Genomic DNA, 16,059 nt, shown 5'->3' with positions numbered 1-16,059 from the left:
CTTGTCGACTCGAATCGGTCCGCCCGAGGGCGGTGGCCACGTATCTCATGTCCGAGCGTTCATAGTAGCCTCATGCCGGCCGGGAGAGCAGCGGGCAGTCGGGCGGCATCGCCAGCGACAGCGCCGCGGGCTCGATCGACACCGTGAACCCCTGGCGCTGGTCGGGCTCGCCATCCAGGGTGAGGGGCACCGGCTCGTCGGCCTCGAAGGTGAGCCGATCGACCCGCAGGGTATCCACGTGGGTGCCGCGGGCAGGACGCGTCTCGAGCTCGTGGCGCATTGCGCGCAGCTGGGTGAGCGAGCCGATGTCGTGCAGGATCAGCACGTCGAGGTGGGCGTCGTCCAGGGTCGCCTGGGGAGTGAGCAGGTGCCCCCCGCCCGACTGGCGACCGTTGCCGATGGCCAGCAGGCAGACCTCGACCCGGCGCTCGCCCCCCGGCCAGCGCAGCCGCCCGGCATAGTGGGTGATGTGCCAGGCCTTGACGGCCCCGATCAGCGAGTAGGCGCCGCCGCCGAGCAGCCGCTTCAGGCCCTTGGGCGTGGAGGAGGTGATCTCGGCCCCGAAGCCGGCGGTGGCCATGTTGAGGAAATGCCAGTCGTCGAGGCGGGGCACGTCGACGGGATGCCCCGGCAGGCCAAGGGCCGCCGCGAGGGCCGGCTCGCTGGCCAGCGGCAGGCCCAGCGAGGTGGCGAAATCGTTGGCGCTGCCCAGGGGCAGGATGCCGAGCACCGGGCGGCGTTCCCGCGCCACGCGCATCAGGCCGTTGACCACCTCGTTGACGGTGCCGTCACCGCCGCCGGCGATCACGCGATCGACGCCCTCGCGGGCGGCCTCTTCCGCCAGGCGCGCGGCGTCGCCGGCCTCCCAGGTGACGCGCACCTCGAGGGCATCGCCCGCCGCCCGCCGGGCGAAGACCGCCTCGCGCACCGCCGGCAGCTGTGCCGACTTGCCGTTGAGGATCAGTCTGGCCATCGTCGCTCCTCTCGCCCGTTTCGCCCTTGGCAGGCGCCGCCCCCTGTCACGCCCGCGTCATCGCCGACGGGCATACACCAAATCATGAATGCCATTCACCTGACGACTTCCCTACACTATCCGTCTTGCCGAAGATTGCAGAACAGGGAGTGTGCATGATCGAACCGGCCTTTCTTCTCGCGGCCTTCCTCGGCGGCATGTCCGCGATGCTGCTGAAGCTGCCGCCCATGGTGGGCTTTCTCGCCGGCGGCTTCGCGCTCAACGCGCTGGGCTTCGACAAGACCCCGCTGCTCGAGACCCTGGCCGACATCGGGGTCGTCCTGCTGCTGTTCAGTATTGGCCTGAAGCTCGACGTCCGCACCCTGCTGCGCCGCGACGTCTGGGGCGGCGCCTCGCTGCACATGCTGGCCTCGACCCTGGTGATGGTGCTGCTGCTCGCCCTGTTCAAGGGGCTGGGCCTCTCGCTGCTGGCCGACACCGGTTGGTCCACCCTGGCCCTGCTCGGCTTCGCGCTCTCCTTCTCGAGCACCGTCTTCGTGGTCAAGGTACTGGAGAAGCGCAGCGAGACCCAGACCGCCTACGGCCGGCTGGCGATCGGCGTGCTGATCATGCAGGACATCTTCGCGGTGCTCTTCATCACCGCCTCCACCGGCGAGCTGCCGAGCCCCTGGGCCCTGGGGCTGGTGCTGCTGATCCCGCTGGCCCCCGCCCTGCGCGCCCTGCTCGACCGTCTGGGCCACGGCGAGATGCAGATGCTCTTCGGCATGCTGCTGGCGCTGGTGCTGGGCTACGCGCTGTTCGACGCCGTCGGCGTGAAGGGCGACCTCGGCGCGCTGATCATCGGCCTGCTGCTGGCGCCCCACCCCGCCGCCCAGACCCTGGCGCGCTCGATGTTCAGCCTCAAGGAGCTCTTGCTGGTGGGCTTCTTCCTGAGCATCGGGCTGACCGCCATGCCGAGCGCCGAGATGCTCGGCGCGGCCCTGCTGCTGGTGCTGATCCTGCCGCTGAAGAGCGTCATCTATCAGGCGATCTTCATGCGCTTCAAGATGCGCCACCGCACCTCGGTGCTGGCCACCCTCAGCCTGACCAACTACTCCGAGTTCGGCCTGATCGTCGGGGCCATCGCGGTCTCCAGCGGCTGGCTCTCGGGGGACTGGCTGGTGGTGATCTCGCTGGCCGTGGCGCTCAGCTTCGGCCTGTCGGCGGTGCTCAACGGCGTGAGCGAGCGGGTCTATCGCTGGCTGGAGCCGCGGCTGCCGCGGATCAGCGTCGGCGAGCTCTCGCCCAGCGACCGCCCCATCGAAGTCGGCGACGCCGAGGCGGTGGTGCTCGGCATGGGGCGCATCGGACGCAGCGTCTATCGTCGCCTGCAGAAGGAGTACGGCCTGCGCGTGCTGGGCATCGACAGCAATCCCCAGAGCGTCAAGACCCTGAGCGGCCGCGGCTTCAATGTCCTCGAGGGCGACGCCGTGGACTCCGACTTCTGGGACAAGCTGCTGATGTCCCGCGACGTGCAGATGGTGGTGCTGGCGATGCCGCACCATGCGGGCAACCTCTTCGCCCTCAAGCAGCTGCGCTCCCGGGAGTTCCCGGGGCGCATCACCGCCGTGGTGGAATACCCCGAGGAGATCGAGCCGATCCGCGAGCTGGGGGCCAATGCGGTCTTCCACGTCTACGACGAGGCCGGCCGGGCGCTCGCCGACAGCGCCGCCGAAGAGGCCGGGGTGGTCTCCCGGGCGAGCCAGCTGGGGTGAGCCCGCCGGGGTTCGCCAACTGAGGCGAGCGACGCCCCCGCTTGTCAGGGCGGGCCGCTTGTCGCGATACTCTGCCCATCGCCCGATGTCAGGGCGCGGCCGGCACGCCGCGGGCCTCGCCCCCACGAGCCGAGCCGCGCCGCGGCTTCCCCCTACCGGAACACCACCCCATGGACGACGTCTTCAGCTTCATCGGCAGCGCCTTCGGCGAGTTCATCCGCTTTCTCGTCGCGGGCCTGACCGGCTTCTTCTCCCGCCTCGACGAGGCGGCCGGCAGCTTCATGCAGGGGCTCTCCGACGGCCTGGGCATCCCGATCACCCTGATCAGCCTGCTGGTGCTGGCGTTCGGCCTGTGGCTGCTCTGGAAGGGCGTGGCCGCCCTGCTGCGCGGCGCCTTCATCGTCATGCTGATCTGGTGGCTGCTGGGGGTGACGGTGCTGAGCTGGCTGATCCACTGACACCCTCACCCGGCCCTCCTAACGACGACGGCGCCGCCCTCCCGGGCGGCGCCGTCGTTTCCTAAGCGTCCCTGCCAGGCGGGGAGCGCCCTCAGGCGAGGGCCTTCTCCACCACCTCGTAGACGTTGGGCGAGAGCTCCTCGGCGCGGATGCGCTCGAGCTCGGCCTTCATCAGCTCCTGGCGCGCCTCGTCGAAGCGGGCCCAGCGGGTCAGCGGCGTGACCAGCCGCGCGGCGATCTCCGGGTTGAGCCGGTTGAGCTCGATCACGGTGTCGGCCAGCAGCCGGTAGCCCTCGCCGTCGGCCCGGTGGAAGTTGACCGGGTTCTGGTTGGCGAAGGCGCCGATCAGCGCGCGCACCTTGTTGGGGTTCTTCAGCGAGAAGGCCGGATGCGCCATCAGGAACTTCACCCGCTCCAGCACGTCCGCCTGGGGGCGCGTCACCTGGAGGCTGAACCACTGGTCCATCACCAGCGGGTCGTGGGCCCACTTCTCGCCGAAGGCCTTCAGCGCCGGGTCGGCGAGGTCGCCGCGGGAGCCGTGGACCAGCAGGGTCAGGGCGTGGCGCACGTCGGTCATGTTGTGATCCGCCGCGAACTGCGCCTGGGCGAGCTCGAGGCCCGCCTCGTCTTCGATGGCCATGAGGTAGGAGAGCGCCACGTTCTTGAGGCTGCGCGCGGCGATCTGCTCGGGCTCCGGCGCGTAGGGCGCCTCCGAGCGGTTCTCCTCGTAGAGCCGCAGGAAGTCGTCGCGCAGCGCCGTCGCCAGCGACTGCTTGACGAAGGTGCGGGCGGCGTGGATGGCGTCGACGTCGACCAGCGGCTGCTGCTCGGCGATGTAGGCCTCCGAGGGCAGCGTCAGCATCTGGGCCAGCACCGCCTTGTCGTCGATCTCCGCCGCCAGCACGGCGCGGAAGGCCTCGACCACCCGCGGGTCCATCACCTTCTCGACCCCGTTGCGGTGGGCGGCGATCAGGTCGTCCAGGGCCAGCAGCGCCAGACGCTGGCCGGCGTCCCAGCGATTGAAGCCGTCGGAGTCGTGGGCCTGCAGGAACGCCAGGTCCTCGCGGCTGTAGGGGAAGTGCAGCTTGACCGGCGCCGAGAAGCCGCGCGCGAGCGACGGCACCGGGGCCTCGCTGACGTCCGTGAAGATGAACTCCTGCTCGTCCTCGCGCAGGTGGATCACCCCGTCGGTGCCGAGCGCCTCGCCGTCCAGGGTCAGCGGCAGGTCGCGGCCGGACTTGGTGCCCACCAGGCCCAGGCGGATCGGGATGTGCAGGGCCTGCTTCTCGGCCTGGCCGGGGGTCGCCGGGGTGCGCTGGCGCAGCACCAGCCGGTACTCGGCGTTGGCGTAGTCGTACTCGCCGTGGGCGTCGATCTCGGGGGTGCCGGCCTGGGAGTACCAGCGCAGGAACTGGCCGAGGTCCTCGCCCGAGGCCTCGGCCATGCAGTCGACGAAGTCCTCGATGGTCACCGCCTGGCCGTCGAAGCGCGAGAAGTAGAGGTCGCTGCCGCGGCGGAAGGCCTCCTCGCCCACCAGGTTCGAGAGCATGCGCACGATCTCGGCGCCCTTCTCGTAGATGGTCAGGGTGTAGAAGTTGCCGATCTCGATGTAGTGGTCCGGGCGCACCGGGTGGGCGGTGGGACCGGCGTCCTCGGCGAACTGGGCGGTGCGGAAGAAGGAGACGTCCTCGATGCGCTTGACCGGCGCCGAGTTGGTGTCGGCCGAGAAGCACTGGTCGCGAAAGACCGTGAAGCCCTCCTTAAGGGAGAGCTGGAACCAGTCGCGGCAGGTGACGCGGTTGCCGGACCAGTTGTGGAAGTACTCGTGGGCGACGATGCCCTCGACGCGCTGGAAGGCGGCGTCGGTGGCGGTGTGGGGATGGGTCAGCACCGCCGCCGAGTTGAAGATGTTGAGCCCCTTGTTCTCCATGGCGCCCATGTTGAAGTCGTTGACCGCGACGATCATGAACAGGTCGAGGTCGTACTCGCGGCCGTAGGCCTGCTCGTCCCAGGCCATGGCGCGCTTCAGCGAGGCCATGGCGTGGTCTGTCTTGTCGAGGTTTTCCGCCTCGACCCAGATCTGCAGGGTCACCTCGCGCCCGCTCATGGTGGTGAAGCGGTCCTCGACCTTCTCGAGGTCGCCGGCCACCAGCGCGAACAGGTAGCTGGGCTTGGGATGCGGGTCCTCCCAGGTGACGAAGTGGCGATTGCCGGGCAGAGTGCCGCGCTCGACCGGGTTGCCGTTGGAGAGCAGCACCGGCAGGGTCTCGGCATCGCCGATCACCGTGGTGGAGAAGGTCGCCATGACGTCCGGGCGGTCCGGATAGAAGGTGATGCGCCGGAAGCCCTCGGCCTCGCACTGGGTGCAGTACATGCCGCTGGAGCGGTAGAGCCCCGAGAGCGCGGTGTTGGCGTCCGGTGCGACCTCCACCTCGGTGTCGAGCCGGAAGGCCTGGGGCACCCGGTGCACGACCAGCCCCGCCTCGCCGACCGCGTACTCGTCCTCGCCAAGCGGCTGGCCGTCGATGGCGATGGCCTTGAGCGCGAGCTGCTCGCCGTCGAGCTCCAGCGGTGCGCCGGCCTCGCGCTCGGGGTGGCGCTCGAGGTGCAGGCGCGCCTTGACCCGGGTGGCGGCGGGGTCGAGGTCGAAGGTCAGCTCGGTATGGGTCACGCGGTAGGCGGGCGGACGGTAGTCGCTCAGGTAGATCGGCTGCGGTTCTGACATCTAGGAAGGGCTCCTGTCGGTAATTGCGATCCATTGTACGGCCCGCCGAGCCCGAACCTCAAAGCCGGGTATTCAGCGGGCCGCGATGGGCTCGGGGCGCGACAGGACCCAGGCGGTGACCAGCGCCAGGCCCGCGATGAGGCCGAGCTTGAGCCACCAGAGGCTGACGGTGAGGGCCAGCACCAGCATCGAGAGGGCCAGCATCGCCGCGGCGAGCCGCTTGGCATGGCGGGGTATCGCCCGCTCGGCCTCCCAGGCGGTGATGGCGGGACCGAAGCGGGGGTGTTCGCGGATCCAGGCGGCGAAGCGCGGCGAGCCCTTGGAGGCCGCCCACACCGCCAGCAGCATGAAGCAGGTGGTCGGCAGCAGGGGCAGGAAGGCCCCGATCACGCCCACCCCGAAGCTGACCCAGGCGAGGCCGAGGAAGGCGAGACGTTGCAGGGTCGGCATCTGGCGCTCTCTCCCGTGATTCGGCATGCCTCTCATTGAAGAGCATTTCGCCGCGCGGTGCCAATCGCGAACGCCTATGAGCGCCATCGGGATGACCGGGATCATGCCGCCCGGCCCGGGGCCCGCTCGCTCTCGACGCTCCGTCGCAGCGGTCAGTCGCGGAAGTTGTCGAACTGCAGCGGCAGGTCGGGGCCGCCCTCCCCGCGCAGCAGCGCCATGACGGCCTGAAGGTCGTCGCGCTTCTTGCCGGTGACGCGCACCTTCTCGCCCTGGATCTGGGCCTGGACCTTGAGCTTGCTCTCCTTGATCCGCTTGACGATGTCCTTGGCCTCCTTCTGGTCGAGGCCCTGCTTGAGGGTCACCTCCTGGCGGGCGCGCACTCCAGAGAGCACCGGCTCCTCGACGTCCATGCAGCGGGCGTCGATCCCGCGGGCGATCAGCTTGTTGCGCAGCACGTCGAGCATCTGCTTGAGCTGGAAGTCGACCTCGGCCTCGAGGGTCACGGTGTCGCCGCTGAGTTCGAAGCTCGCGGTGACGCCCTTGAAGTCGAAGCGGGACTGGATCTCGCGATTGGCCTGATCCACGGCGTTGCTGGCTTCGTGCTTGTCGAATTCGGAGACGATATCGAAGGAGGGCATGGCGATGTCCTGCGGGTCATGAAAGATGAACGAAAGAAGGCGATTCTATCAGCCCGCGCGCCGGGGCGCGGCCTCCTCGAGGGCGACCAGCGGCTTGGCCATCTGCCAGCCGGCGCAGCCATCCTCGTAGTAGTCGCTCAGCCAGCGCTCCGGGTAGAAGCCCATGCGCCGGTAGAGCCCCATCGCCACGTCGTTGTCGGCCCGTACCTCGAGGCCCAGCACCTCGGCCTCTCGGGCGCGCGCCCGGGCCTCCAGCGACTCCAGCAGCCGCCGCCCGAGGCCGCTGCCCCGCGCCTCGGGGTGCACGCAGAAGGAGTAGAGCCGGGCGCGTCGGCTGCCGCGGCGAAACAGCAGGGTGCCGTAGCCGAGCAGGACCGCGGGATGACGCTCGTCGCGATCGTCACGCTGGGCCACCAGGGTCAAGGCATGGGCCCGATTGAGCAGGTGCCAGAGCTGGCGGCGGCTGAAGCGGTCACCGCTGAAGGCCACCTGCTCCAGGCGATAGAGGGCGTCCAGGTTATGAGGAGTGGCCTGGCGCAGGATGACGGTCATCTCGAGTCTCCAGGAGGTCTTGGCGACGATTGTGATCATGGCCAATGTCGATGTCATCGGCGCTGATCATGAAATCTTTTCACCCTCCCCGGCGCTTGTCGACGCCTGGCCTCGAGCGCATGCTGCCCGCATTCCGGCGGCACTCCGCCGCCCTGCCTGGAAGCCTGACATGTGTCCGCTGCGCATCGTCGTCGACCGCCTGGAAGACTGGCGCCCCTATTTCCCCTCCGAGGATGTGATCACCGCCGATAGCTTCCTCGCCGAGGAGCGGCAGCCCCGGCTCGCCGATGAGCCAGACCGCACCACCCGCGTGATCAACCTGTGCAGCGAGCTCGACGACCTGGGCACCGGCTACTACGTGTCGTTGCTGGCCCAGGCACGAGGTCAGCGCGTGCTGCCCACGGTGGAGACGCTCAATGCACTTGGGCGCAAGGCGCTGGTCGACCTGCAGCTCGATGGCCTGAAGGCCCTGCTCGACGACCTGAGCCGCCAGGGCGCCCTGTGCGGCGACCGGCTGACCCTGCGGGTGTTGTTCGGTGACTGCCGGGAGCCGAGCCTTTCCCGCCTGGCGCGCAAGCTCTTCGAGCGCCTGCCCTGTCCGCTGCTCGAGGCGCGGCTGGTGCGTCGCCATGACACCTGGCGACTGGCGCGCCTGAAGCCGCTGCGACTGCGGGAGCTGACCGTCGACGAGCAGGACCTGTTCGCGACGGCGCTCAACCGCCACTCGCGGCAAGTATGGCGCACTCCCAAGGCGCGTCGCCGCTACCGCTTCGATCTGGCGATCCTGGTCGATCCCGAGGAGACGCTGCCACCGAGCAACCGCGGGGCGCTGAAGGCCTTCATCCGCGCCGGACGCCGGCAGGGCATCGACGTCTCGCTGATCACCCGCCGTGACGCCGGGCGCCTTGCCGAGTTCGACGGCCTGTTCATTCGCGAGACCACCGCGCTGAATCACCATACCTATCGCATGGCCCGGCGCGCGGAGCACGAGGGGCTGGTGGTGATCGATGCTCCCCGCGACATCCTGCGGTGCACCAACAAGGTCTACCTGCACGCCCTGCTGCGGGCCAAGGGCGTGCCGGCCCCGGAGGGCATCCTGCTCAAGCGCGGCGATCGTCGACCGCTGGCCGAACGGGTCGCGGGCCTGGGCTTCCCGCTGGTCCTGAAGATTCCCGACGGCGCCTTCTCCCGCGGCATCGTCAAGGTGGCCTCGCTGCAGGAGCTCGCGCACGAGTCCGAACGGCTCTTCGCCACCTCGGCCCTGCTGCTGCTCCAGGAGTGGCTGCCCACCGCGTTCGACTGGCGCATCGGCGTGCTCGACGGCCAGGTGCTGTTCGCGAGCCGCTACTACATGGCCCGAGGCCACTGGCAGATCTACCACCACGCCGGCGGGCGCGTGAAGAGCGGCGGCTTCACCACCCACGATCCCGCCGAGGTTCCCCCCGCCGTGATCAAGGCGGCGCTGCGTGCCACCCGGCTGATCGGCGACGGCTTCTATGGGGTCGATATCAAGCAGGTCGGCGAGCGGGTCGTGGTGATCGAGGTCAACGACAATCCCAACGTGGATGCCGGCATCGAGGATGCCGTGCTCGGCCGGGCGCTCTATGAGCGGATCATGGCCGTCTTCCTGGCGCGCATGGAGGCCCGAGTGGGACAGCGCGACGGCCTCGAAGGCTGACGCCCGGGCGGTTCTGGCGTATGCTGCCAGTCCTGGACAAGCCTTGTACACGCCACGGAGCTCCGATGAACGATCGCGACACCCGCCACCAGCAGGCGATGCAGAAACTCAAGACCCGGGTCGACGAGAAGGTCGCCGAGGCGACCGAGCAGCGCGGGCTGCTGCTGGTCTTCACCGGCAACGGCAAGGGCAAGACCACCGCCGCCTGGGGCACCGTGACCCGGGCCCTGGGCTACGGCTACCGGGTCGGGGTGGTGCAGTTCATCAAGGGGCTCTGGGAGTGCGGCGAGCGCGAGCGGCTGGCCGAGGACCCGAACCTCGAGGTCGCCATCATGGCCACCGGCTTCACCTGGGACACCCAGGACCGCGAGGCCGATACCCGTGCCTGCCGGGAGGTCTGGGCCGAGGCCGAGCGGATGCTCGCCGACCCCACGGTCTATCTGGTGGTGCTCGACGAGATCACCTACATGCTCAAGTTCGGCTACCTGGACATCGCCACCGTGAAGGCGGCGCTTGCGAACCGCCCCGCCGAGCAGACGGTGATCGTCACCGGGCGCAACGCCCACCGGGAGCTTACCGCCATGGCCGATACCGTCACCGAGATGAACGAGGTGCGACACGCCTTCAACAGCGGCCTCCAGGCGCGCCGCGGCATCGATTATTGACCCGGCACTTTCAGGCACTTGCGAAGGCCGACGGCCGCATCGTCGTCGCCAGGCAACACTCAAACTCCTGATTTGAAAGGCCTTTCAATGTCCACACCATAACCGTCGCGTCACCGCGACGGTTATGCCCTGCCGGGCGGGCGATCGCGCCTGCCCCGCCGCTCCCCGATCCCGCGCCAAGCGGCCGGCCATGCCGCTTTGCCGAAGAGTGGCACGCATCTTGCTCCCTCCGCTGATCGTCAATGCGACGTTGCGTGTCCCCGCCCTGCGCGGGGCCGTCACGGTCATCGAGCAAGGAGCAAGCGATCATGAGAATCACCATCTTCGGTTCCGGTTACGTGGGCCTGGTCACCGGCGCCTGCCTGGCCGATGTCGGCCACGACGTGATGTGCGTCGATGTGGACGAGGACAAGGTAGCCCGGCTCAACGCCGGCGAGGTGCCGATCTACGAGCCCGGGCTCGAGAGCCTGATCCGCCAGAACCGCGCGGCCGGACGGCTGCACTTCACCACCGATGCCGAACGGGCGGTGGCCTTCGGGCTGCTGCAGTTCATCGCCGTGGGCACGCCCTCCGATGAGGACGGCAGCGCCGACCTGCGCCACGTGCTCAAGGTCGCCGAGACCATCGCCCGGCACATGGACGACTACCGCATCGTCGTCGACAAGTCGACGGTCCCGGTGGGCACCGCCAGCCGGGTGGCGCGGACCATCGCCGACGAACTCGAGCGGCGCGGCGTCTCGCTGGACTTCGATGTCTGCTCCAACCCGGAATTCCTCAAGGAGGGCGCGGCCATCGAGGACTTCTCCCGCGGCTCGCGGATCGTGGTGGGCACCGACTCGGAGCGGGTCAGGCGCGCCATGCGCGAGTGCTATGGCCCCTACAACCGCCAGAAGGACAAGCTGATGTTCATGGGCGTGCGCAGCGCCGAGCTGACCAAGTACGCGGCCAACGCCATGCTCGCCACCAAGATCAGCTTCATCAACGAGATCGCCAACCTCTCCGAGCGCCTCGGCGCCGATATCGAGGAGGTGCGCCACGGCATCGGCAGCGACCCGCGCATCGGCTACAGCTTCATCTACCCGGGCTGCGGCTACGGCGGCTCCTGCTTCCCCAAGGACGTCAAGGCGCTGGCGCGCACCGCCGAGCAGGTCGGCCACCCGGCCGAGATGATCGCCGCCGTCGAGAACGTCAACACCCGCCAGAAGTCCCGGCTGTTCGAGATGCTCTGCCAGGCCTTCAACGGCCAGCTCGCCGGCAAGACCATCGCGCTCTGGGGGCTGGCCTTCAAGCCCAACACCGACGACATGCGCGAGGCCCCCAGCCGGGCCCTGATGGAGGCCCTGTGGGAGGCCGGCGCGCGGGTCCAGGCCTATGACCCGGAAGCCAGCGAGGAGTGTCGCCGCCTCTACGGCGAGCGCGACGACCTGGTGCTGGCCGGCCAGCGCGACCAGGCGCTGGAGGGCGCCGATGCGCTGGTGATCTGCACCGAGTGGAAGGCCTTTCGCACCGTGGATTTCGCCGAGCTCCACGCGTCCCTCGCCTCGCCGGTGGTGGTCGACGGTCGCAACCTCTTCCCCCCCGAGTCGGTGAAAGCGGCGGGCCTCGCCTACTACGCCATCGGCCGGGGTGACTCCGTGCGTCCCGTGCTCGCCTGAGGGAGTCGAGATGTCGAATAGCCCTGACGATCGCTCCGTCGCCAGCAAGGCGACGGAGCTCGCGACCTTCATCCTGGGGATCGCCCTGCTGATCGTGGTGCTCGACGGTCTGCCGCTGGACGTCTTCTCGACCGAGTCGAAGAGCTTCTTCTTCGCCGTCGGGGCCGTGGGCATCTGGCGCTACAGCTGGTGGCTGATCCAGGCCGTGCGCTCGGTCTGGTACAACCGCCGGATCTTCCCGCGCCTGCGCGCCGAGGCCGATGCCCTGGGGGAGCAGGCGCTCCCCCCGGAGCTCTACGTGCTCTGCACCTCCTTTCGCATCGAGCCGGAGGTCAGCTTCCAGGTCTACGAGGCCCTGGTCCGCGAGGTCGCCGACTATGGCGTGCCGACCACCATCTTCGCCTCGGTCTCGGACCGCACCGACGTGGACGTCATCACCCACGTCATGGAGGAGAACGGCTGGCCCGAGAACATCGAGCTGCGCTACATGTTCCAGAAGGGGGACGGCAAGCGCTCGGCCATGGCCGAGGTGCTGCGGGCGATCTCCCGGCGCATGCCGGCCCCCGGCGCCCTGCTGGTCTCCATGGACGGCGACATCCGCCTGGAGCCGGGCACCCTGTCGCGCTCGCTGTCGTTCTTCAGCGTCCAGGAGGACCTGGGGGCCCTGACCACCAACAACAGCGCCATCGTCACCGGCGGCGACGCCACCAAGGAGTGGTACGACATCCGCTATGCCCAGCGACACCTGGTGATGAGCTCGATGTCCGTGTCCAGGCGCCTGCTGGTGTTGACCGGTCGCTACAGCGCCTTTCGCGCCGACCTCGCCACCCAGCCCGACTTCATCGACCTGGTGGAGAACGACCACGTCGACCACTGGCGCTTCGGCACCTTCAAGTTCCTCTCCGGCGACGACAAGTCGACCTGGTACTGGCTGCTGAAGCACGGCTGGCGGATGCTCTACATCCCGGACGTCCACGTCTCGGGGTTCGAGGAGCTGCCCGACCGCAAGCGCTTCTTCCACTCCACCACCGACCTGATGCGCCGCTGGTACGGCAACATGCTGCGCACCAGCAACCGCGCCATCGCCCTGGGCCCCCGGCCGATGGGCCTGTTCACCTGGTGGAGCCTGGTCGACCAGCGGCTCTCCATGTGGACGACCCTGATCGGTCCCACGGTGGCGGTGCTGGTAACGCTGTTCATCCGGCCCTCCTTCATCTTCGCCTACCTGCTGTGGATCCTCTTCACCCGTGGCCTGGTGACGCTGATCCTCTCCTGGCAGCACGGCCGGTTCAGCCTGCTGTGGATACCGCTGATCTACTACAACCAGGTGTGGGGCGCGCTGCTCAAGACCTACGTGAGCTTTCGCTTCAACCGCCAGGCCTGGTCGCGCCAGGGCATCTCCGCCGGCGAACCGGGCGACCCGGAGGCGGTCAAGCGCCAGCGGCGCATGGGCCACGTGCTGCACGGCTTCGCCTACGGCCTGCTGCTCTACGTGCTGGTCATCGCCACCGGGGTCCTGCAGCCGCCGGACCGGACCTCGCTCTCCCTCCTCACCGGCGCCGGCCATGGCGATACCCAGGCGCAAATGGACGAGCGCTGGCTGTCGCTGGCCCTCGCCGACGCCCCGGAGGGGGGGCGCGTGCGGCTCCCGGCCGGCGAGTTTCGCCTCGATGCCGACCGGCTGGCCGACGACGACGGGGCCGACCGGCTCCGCGCCCGCCACGTGCTGGGCGCCGACGAGGGCAGCACCCGCCTGATCGTCTCCCCCGAGCTGGCCCGCGACCTGCACGACCCGCGCGGCCGTCCGGTCGCCGAGGCCGCGGCCTGCCCCGCCCCCGCCGGCTGCACGCTGACCCTGAAGCACCACTCGATGACCCTCACGGGGCTGACGGTGCGGGTGGATCCCGCTCGTGCCGGCAACACCCTGGCGTCGACCCGCGCGTCGAGCGCCACGCAGAGCAAGGAGAATCCGCAGGATGTCTGATCATCATTCCGACATGCACGACATCGATCGCCACGAGCCGACCCTGGGCCCGGACGGGCCTCGCGGCAACGGCGCGTCCGGCCGGTCGTCGGGCCAGCACGACGCCCCGACGGACCAGATCCGCCACGAGCGGCGCGACGAGCGTCGCTTCATCCGCGTGACGCCGCCCTTCCGGGTGCGCTTCGAGGACGGCCAGGAACTCACCGGGGCCGATGTCTCGGTGGGCGGCTTCGCCGTTCGCACCTCGCGCCCGATGCGCCCGGGGGAGCAACGCTCGGCCTCGCTGCTGCTGACGGCCGGGGCCACCGAGCTGATCGTCCCCGTGCGCGCCGAGTGCCGTCATGCCACCGCCGACGGCCGGCAGCACGTCAACGGCTTCGAGATCACGGATATCGACCCGCCCCACCGCGAACTGCTGCGCCAGGTCGTGCGCAGCTGCCTGACCGGGCGCCAGGCCAACATCGAAGCGCTGATGGAGGGCGAGGACGCCCAGACCCCGCGCAAGCGGCGCGCGAAGGCGTCCACGCCCCAGCCGACGTCGCGCCCCCCCAAGCCGCGGGGGCGCTACCTGCTGCTGTTCACCGCCATCGCGATCCTCGCCGTGGTGGCCGCCGCCACGGCGTACCGCAACTTCATGCTGATCGAGCCGAGCTTCGCCGCGGTCACCGCGCCCCGCATCGACATCCGGGCACCCAACCCCGGCATCGTCGAGGCCCACGACCTGCAGGCCGGCGACCGCGTGGAACGCGACCAGCCGCTGACCAGCATCGCCAACAGCGACCTGGAATCGGAGCTGATCCTCTCCAAGGCCGCGCTCCGCTACAACGACCAGCTCATCTCGAACCTGCAGGAGCACCTCGAGTCGGCGGGCGGCGGTCCGGTCAGCATCGCCAGCTCGGCCCGTCCCGAGAGCGGCGAGGCCATGAACTTCGAGACGGTATCGCCGGAGATCGCCCGGGCCCGCATCGACCAGTTCAAGACGGCACGCGACCTGGAGAGTTCGCGCATCACGGCCCTCGAGGCACGCCAGTCCAGCAACGACATCTTCAGCCCGTGCAACTGCCTGGTGGCCTGGGCGCTGAGCAGCGCCGACGGGACCTACGTCAACGAGAGCGAGCGGATCATGACGCTGATTCGCACCGGCGAGGACGACGTCATGGTCGAGGCGCTGGTGCACATGGACGACATCGCCCGCATCGAGCCGAACCAGACGGCCTACGTCTCGCTGCCCAACGCCTCCACGCCGATCCGCGCCCGGGTGCGCAACGTGGCGCTGGACATCGAGCGCCAGCCGCGCGCCGGCTTCCCCCGCTGGGTGCGTCAGCAGCAGAACGTGGCCAGCGTGCTGCTGGTGCCCGAGGAGACGCTGCCGGCGGAAAGCGTCGGCAAGCCGGTGGACGTGCGCTTCACCGAGGCCCCCATGCTGGGCGCCACCGCCGAGTGGGTCTGGCAGGGCGTACGCGCCGTGATCCAGTTCGGCGACCGCCTCTACCGCACGGCCATCAGCGAGGAGCCGACACAGGGCACGGGCTGATCCCCTCGCCCGCCGCCCGACGGCCACCGCCGCGACACCGCGAGTCGCGGCCCATCGCCAAGGAGACATCATGAGCACCGAACTTCGCCCCCTCCGCCATCCCGCCCTGGCCCTCTCGGCCCTGCTGGCGAGCCTCTCCCCGGCCGGCGCCTGGGCCGAGGAGGCGGGCAACGACCTCTCCTACCCCAAGGTCGCGGCCTGCTCCGAGCGCTATCGCCAGGTGGCGACGCCCCGCCCCGATCTCTCGGCCGAGGATGCCCGACAGGGCGTGCGCCAGGGCTTCGCCACCACCCGCTCCTGGGGCGTCGACGCCAACGTCACGCTGCTCGACGCCGAGGCCACCGGCCTGGGCGAGCCCGGGCTGCGGGTGCGCTACCCGGCGGGCACCTCCTCCCCCGGCGATACGCAGCAGGGCGGCGCCGGCTTCTACAGCGAGCCCGACGGCCTCGCCGGCGCCGAGCGCGCCTGCCTGACCTACCGGGTGCGCTTCGAGCCCGGCTTCGACTTCGTCAAGGGCGGCAAGCTACCGGGGCTCTTCGGCGGCGATGCCCCCAGCGGCGGGGATGAGGTCACCGGCGAGACCGGCTTCTCGATGCGCTTCATGTGGCGCCAGGCCGGCCAGGGCGAACTCTACGAGTACGTGGCCAGCAAGGACGAGGAGTATGGCGCCTCCGTGGGCCGGGGCCTGTGGAGCTTCCCCACCGGCGAGTGGATCACCATCGAGCAGGAGCTGGTGCTCAACACCCCCGGCACGGCCGATGGCCTGGCCCGGGTGTGGATCGACGGCGTGCCCGTCCTCGAGCAGGGCAACATCGTCTACCGCAGCACCGATGAGGTGACCATCGACGGCCTGATGTTCTCGACCTTCTTCGGCGGCCACGGCCAGGAGTGGCGCACCCCGCGTGACCAGCATGCCGACTTCGCCGCCTTCCGCTTCTACGTCCCCGCGCCCTGACCGGGGACCTTCCCTCTCGACAAGGAGCCATGCCCGCC

At 69.6% G+C, this 16,059-nt stretch carries 13 protein-coding genes; 8 read left to right on the top strand and 5 right to left on the bottom strand.

Annotation, left to right across the window (positions count from 1 at the left end):
• Positions 1 to 70: 70 nt before the first annotated feature.
• Complete coding sequence (gene yegS, locus C9F13_RS09010) at positions 71 to 973, bottom strand: lipid kinase YegS (protein WP_108445890.1); 903 nt, start codon at positions 971 to 973, stop codon at positions 71 to 73.
• Between the two features lie 155 nt (positions 974 to 1,128).
• Here yegS and C9F13_RS09005 point away from each other — a divergent pair, with 155 nt between their 5' ends.
• Both C9F13_RS09005 and C9F13_RS09000 read left to right on the top strand, forming a co-directional pair.
• The gene (locus tag C9F13_RS09005) at positions 1,129 to 2,727 is read left to right on the top strand and encodes a cation:proton antiporter family protein (RefSeq protein WP_211310939.1); all 1,599 of its coding nucleotides are present in this window, start codon (positions 1,129 to 1,131) and stop codon (positions 2,725 to 2,727) included.
• 170 nt (positions 2,728 to 2,897) lie between these two features.
• Positions 2,898 to 3,185 carry a hypothetical protein gene (locus C9F13_RS09000; RefSeq protein WP_108445889.1) on the top strand — a complete coding sequence of 96 codons (288 nt, stop codon included), beginning with the start codon at positions 2,898 to 2,900 and terminating at the stop codon, positions 3,183 to 3,185.
• 91 nt (positions 3,186 to 3,276) lie between these two features.
• Here C9F13_RS09000 and pepN read toward each other — a convergent pair whose 3' ends face one another.
• The 4 genes from pepN to C9F13_RS08980 form a co-directional block, all read right to left on the bottom strand.
• A complete protein-coding gene (gene pepN, locus C9F13_RS08995; protein ID WP_108445888.1) occupies positions 3,277 to 5,910 on the bottom strand; it encodes an aminopeptidase N in 2,634 nt (877 codons plus the stop codon).
• Positions 5,911 to 5,982: 72 nt separating this feature from the next.
• Positions 5,983 to 6,360 carry a YbaN family protein gene (locus C9F13_RS08990; protein WP_108445887.1) on the bottom strand — a complete coding sequence of 126 codons (378 nt, stop codon included), beginning with the start codon at positions 6,358 to 6,360 and terminating at the stop codon, positions 5,983 to 5,985.
• 152 nt (positions 6,361 to 6,512) lie between these two features.
• On the bottom strand, positions 6,513 to 6,998 hold the full coding sequence (locus C9F13_RS08985) for a YajQ family cyclic di-GMP-binding protein (protein WP_108445886.1): 486 nt from the start codon (positions 6,996 to 6,998) through the stop codon (positions 6,513 to 6,515).
• 48 nt (positions 6,999 to 7,046) lie between these two features.
• Positions 7,047 to 7,589 carry a GNAT family N-acetyltransferase gene (locus tag C9F13_RS08980; RefSeq protein WP_342747788.1) on the bottom strand — a complete coding sequence of 181 codons (543 nt, stop codon included), beginning with the start codon at positions 7,587 to 7,589 and terminating at the stop codon, positions 7,047 to 7,049.
• 130 nt (positions 7,590 to 7,719) lie between these two features.
• Here C9F13_RS08980 and C9F13_RS08975 point away from each other — a divergent pair, with 130 nt between their 5' ends.
• The 6 genes from C9F13_RS08975 (at position 7,720) to C9F13_RS08950 (ending at position 16,021) form a co-directional block, all read left to right on the top strand.
• Positions 7,720 to 9,228 (top strand): RimK family protein, encoded by a 1,509-nt coding sequence (locus C9F13_RS08975; protein ID WP_108445885.1) that lies wholly within the window; start codon positions 7,720 to 7,722, stop codon positions 9,226 to 9,228.
• A gap of 65 nt (positions 9,229 to 9,293) precedes the next feature.
• Complete coding sequence (gene cobO / locus C9F13_RS08970) at positions 9,294 to 9,893, top strand: cob(I)yrinic acid a,c-diamide adenosyltransferase (RefSeq protein WP_108445884.1); 600 nt, start codon at positions 9,294 to 9,296, stop codon at positions 9,891 to 9,893.
• Between the two features lie 308 nt (positions 9,894 to 10,201).
• On the top strand, positions 10,202 to 11,548 hold the full coding sequence (locus C9F13_RS08965; protein WP_108445883.1) for a UDP-glucose dehydrogenase family protein: 1,347 nt from the start codon (positions 10,202 to 10,204) through the stop codon (positions 11,546 to 11,548).
• A gap of 10 nt (positions 11,549 to 11,558) precedes the next feature.
• Positions 11,559 to 13,532, top strand: a complete 1,974-nt coding sequence (locus tag C9F13_RS08960) for a glycosyltransferase (protein ID WP_108445882.1) — start codon at positions 11,559 to 11,561, stop codon at positions 13,530 to 13,532.
• Entirely contained in the window at positions 13,525 to 15,066 is a 1,542-nt protein-coding gene (locus tag C9F13_RS08955; protein ID WP_108445881.1) for a PilZ domain-containing protein, read from the top strand. The genes C9F13_RS08960 and C9F13_RS08955 overlap by 8 nt, the downstream gene beginning before the upstream one ends.
• A gap of 70 nt (positions 15,067 to 15,136) precedes the next feature.
• A complete protein-coding gene (locus tag C9F13_RS08950; protein ID WP_108445880.1) occupies positions 15,137 to 16,021 on the top strand; it encodes a polysaccharide lyase in 885 nt (294 codons plus the stop codon).
• Positions 16,022 to 16,059: the final 38 nt, after the last annotated feature.

This window comes from Halomonas denitrificans, assembly GCF_003056305.1.
In the GTDB taxonomy this organism is placed as follows: domain Bacteria; phylum Pseudomonadota; class Gammaproteobacteria; order Pseudomonadales; family Halomonadaceae; genus Halomonas; species Halomonas denitrificans.
The sequence above is the reverse complement of the archived record's forward strand: the minus strand, read 5'-3'. Positions and strand labels throughout refer to the sequence as shown.

Excerpts from the sequence above, each read along its gene's own strand:
- C9F13_RS08960 (WP_108445882.1), top strand. The coding sequence starts at position 11,559 with ATGTCGAATAGCCCTGACGATCGCTCCGTCGCCAGCAAGGCGACGGAG.
- C9F13_RS08975 (WP_108445885.1), top strand. The coding sequence starts at position 7,720 with ATGTGTCCGCTGCGCATCGTCGTCGACCGCCTGGAAGACTGGCGCCCC.
- C9F13_RS08985 (WP_108445886.1), bottom strand. The coding sequence starts at position 6,998 with ATGCCCTCCTTCGATATCGTCTCCGAATTCGACAAGCACGAAGCCAGC.
- C9F13_RS08980 (WP_342747788.1), bottom strand. The coding sequence starts at position 7,589 with ATGATCACAATCGTCGCCAAGACCTCCTGGAGACTCGAGATGACCGTC.
- cobO (WP_108445884.1), top strand. The coding sequence starts at position 9,294 with ATGAACGATCGCGACACCCGCCACCAGCAGGCGATGCAGAAACTCAAG.
- C9F13_RS08990 (WP_108445887.1), bottom strand. The coding sequence starts at position 6,360 with ATGCCGACCCTGCAACGTCTCGCCTTCCTCGGCCTCGCCTGGGTCAGC.
- pepN (WP_108445888.1), bottom strand. The coding sequence starts at position 5,910 with ATGTCAGAACCGCAGCCGATCTACCTGAGCGACTACCGTCCGCCCGCC.
- C9F13_RS08950 (WP_108445880.1), top strand. The coding sequence starts at position 15,137 with ATGAGCACCGAACTTCGCCCCCTCCGCCATCCCGCCCTGGCCCTCTCG.
- yegS (WP_108445890.1), bottom strand. The coding sequence starts at position 973 with ATGGCCAGACTGATCCTCAACGGCAAGTCGGCACAGCTGCCGGCGGTG.
- C9F13_RS09005 (WP_211310939.1), top strand. The coding sequence starts at position 1,129 with ATGATCGAACCGGCCTTTCTTCTCGCGGCCTTCCTCGGCGGCATGTCC.
- C9F13_RS09000 (WP_108445889.1), top strand. The coding sequence starts at position 2,898 with ATGGACGACGTCTTCAGCTTCATCGGCAGCGCCTTCGGCGAGTTCATC.
- C9F13_RS08965 (WP_108445883.1), top strand. The coding sequence starts at position 10,202 with ATGAGAATCACCATCTTCGGTTCCGGTTACGTGGGCCTGGTCACCGGC.
- C9F13_RS08955 (WP_108445881.1), top strand. The coding sequence starts at position 13,525 with ATGTCTGATCATCATTCCGACATGCACGACATCGATCGCCACGAGCCG.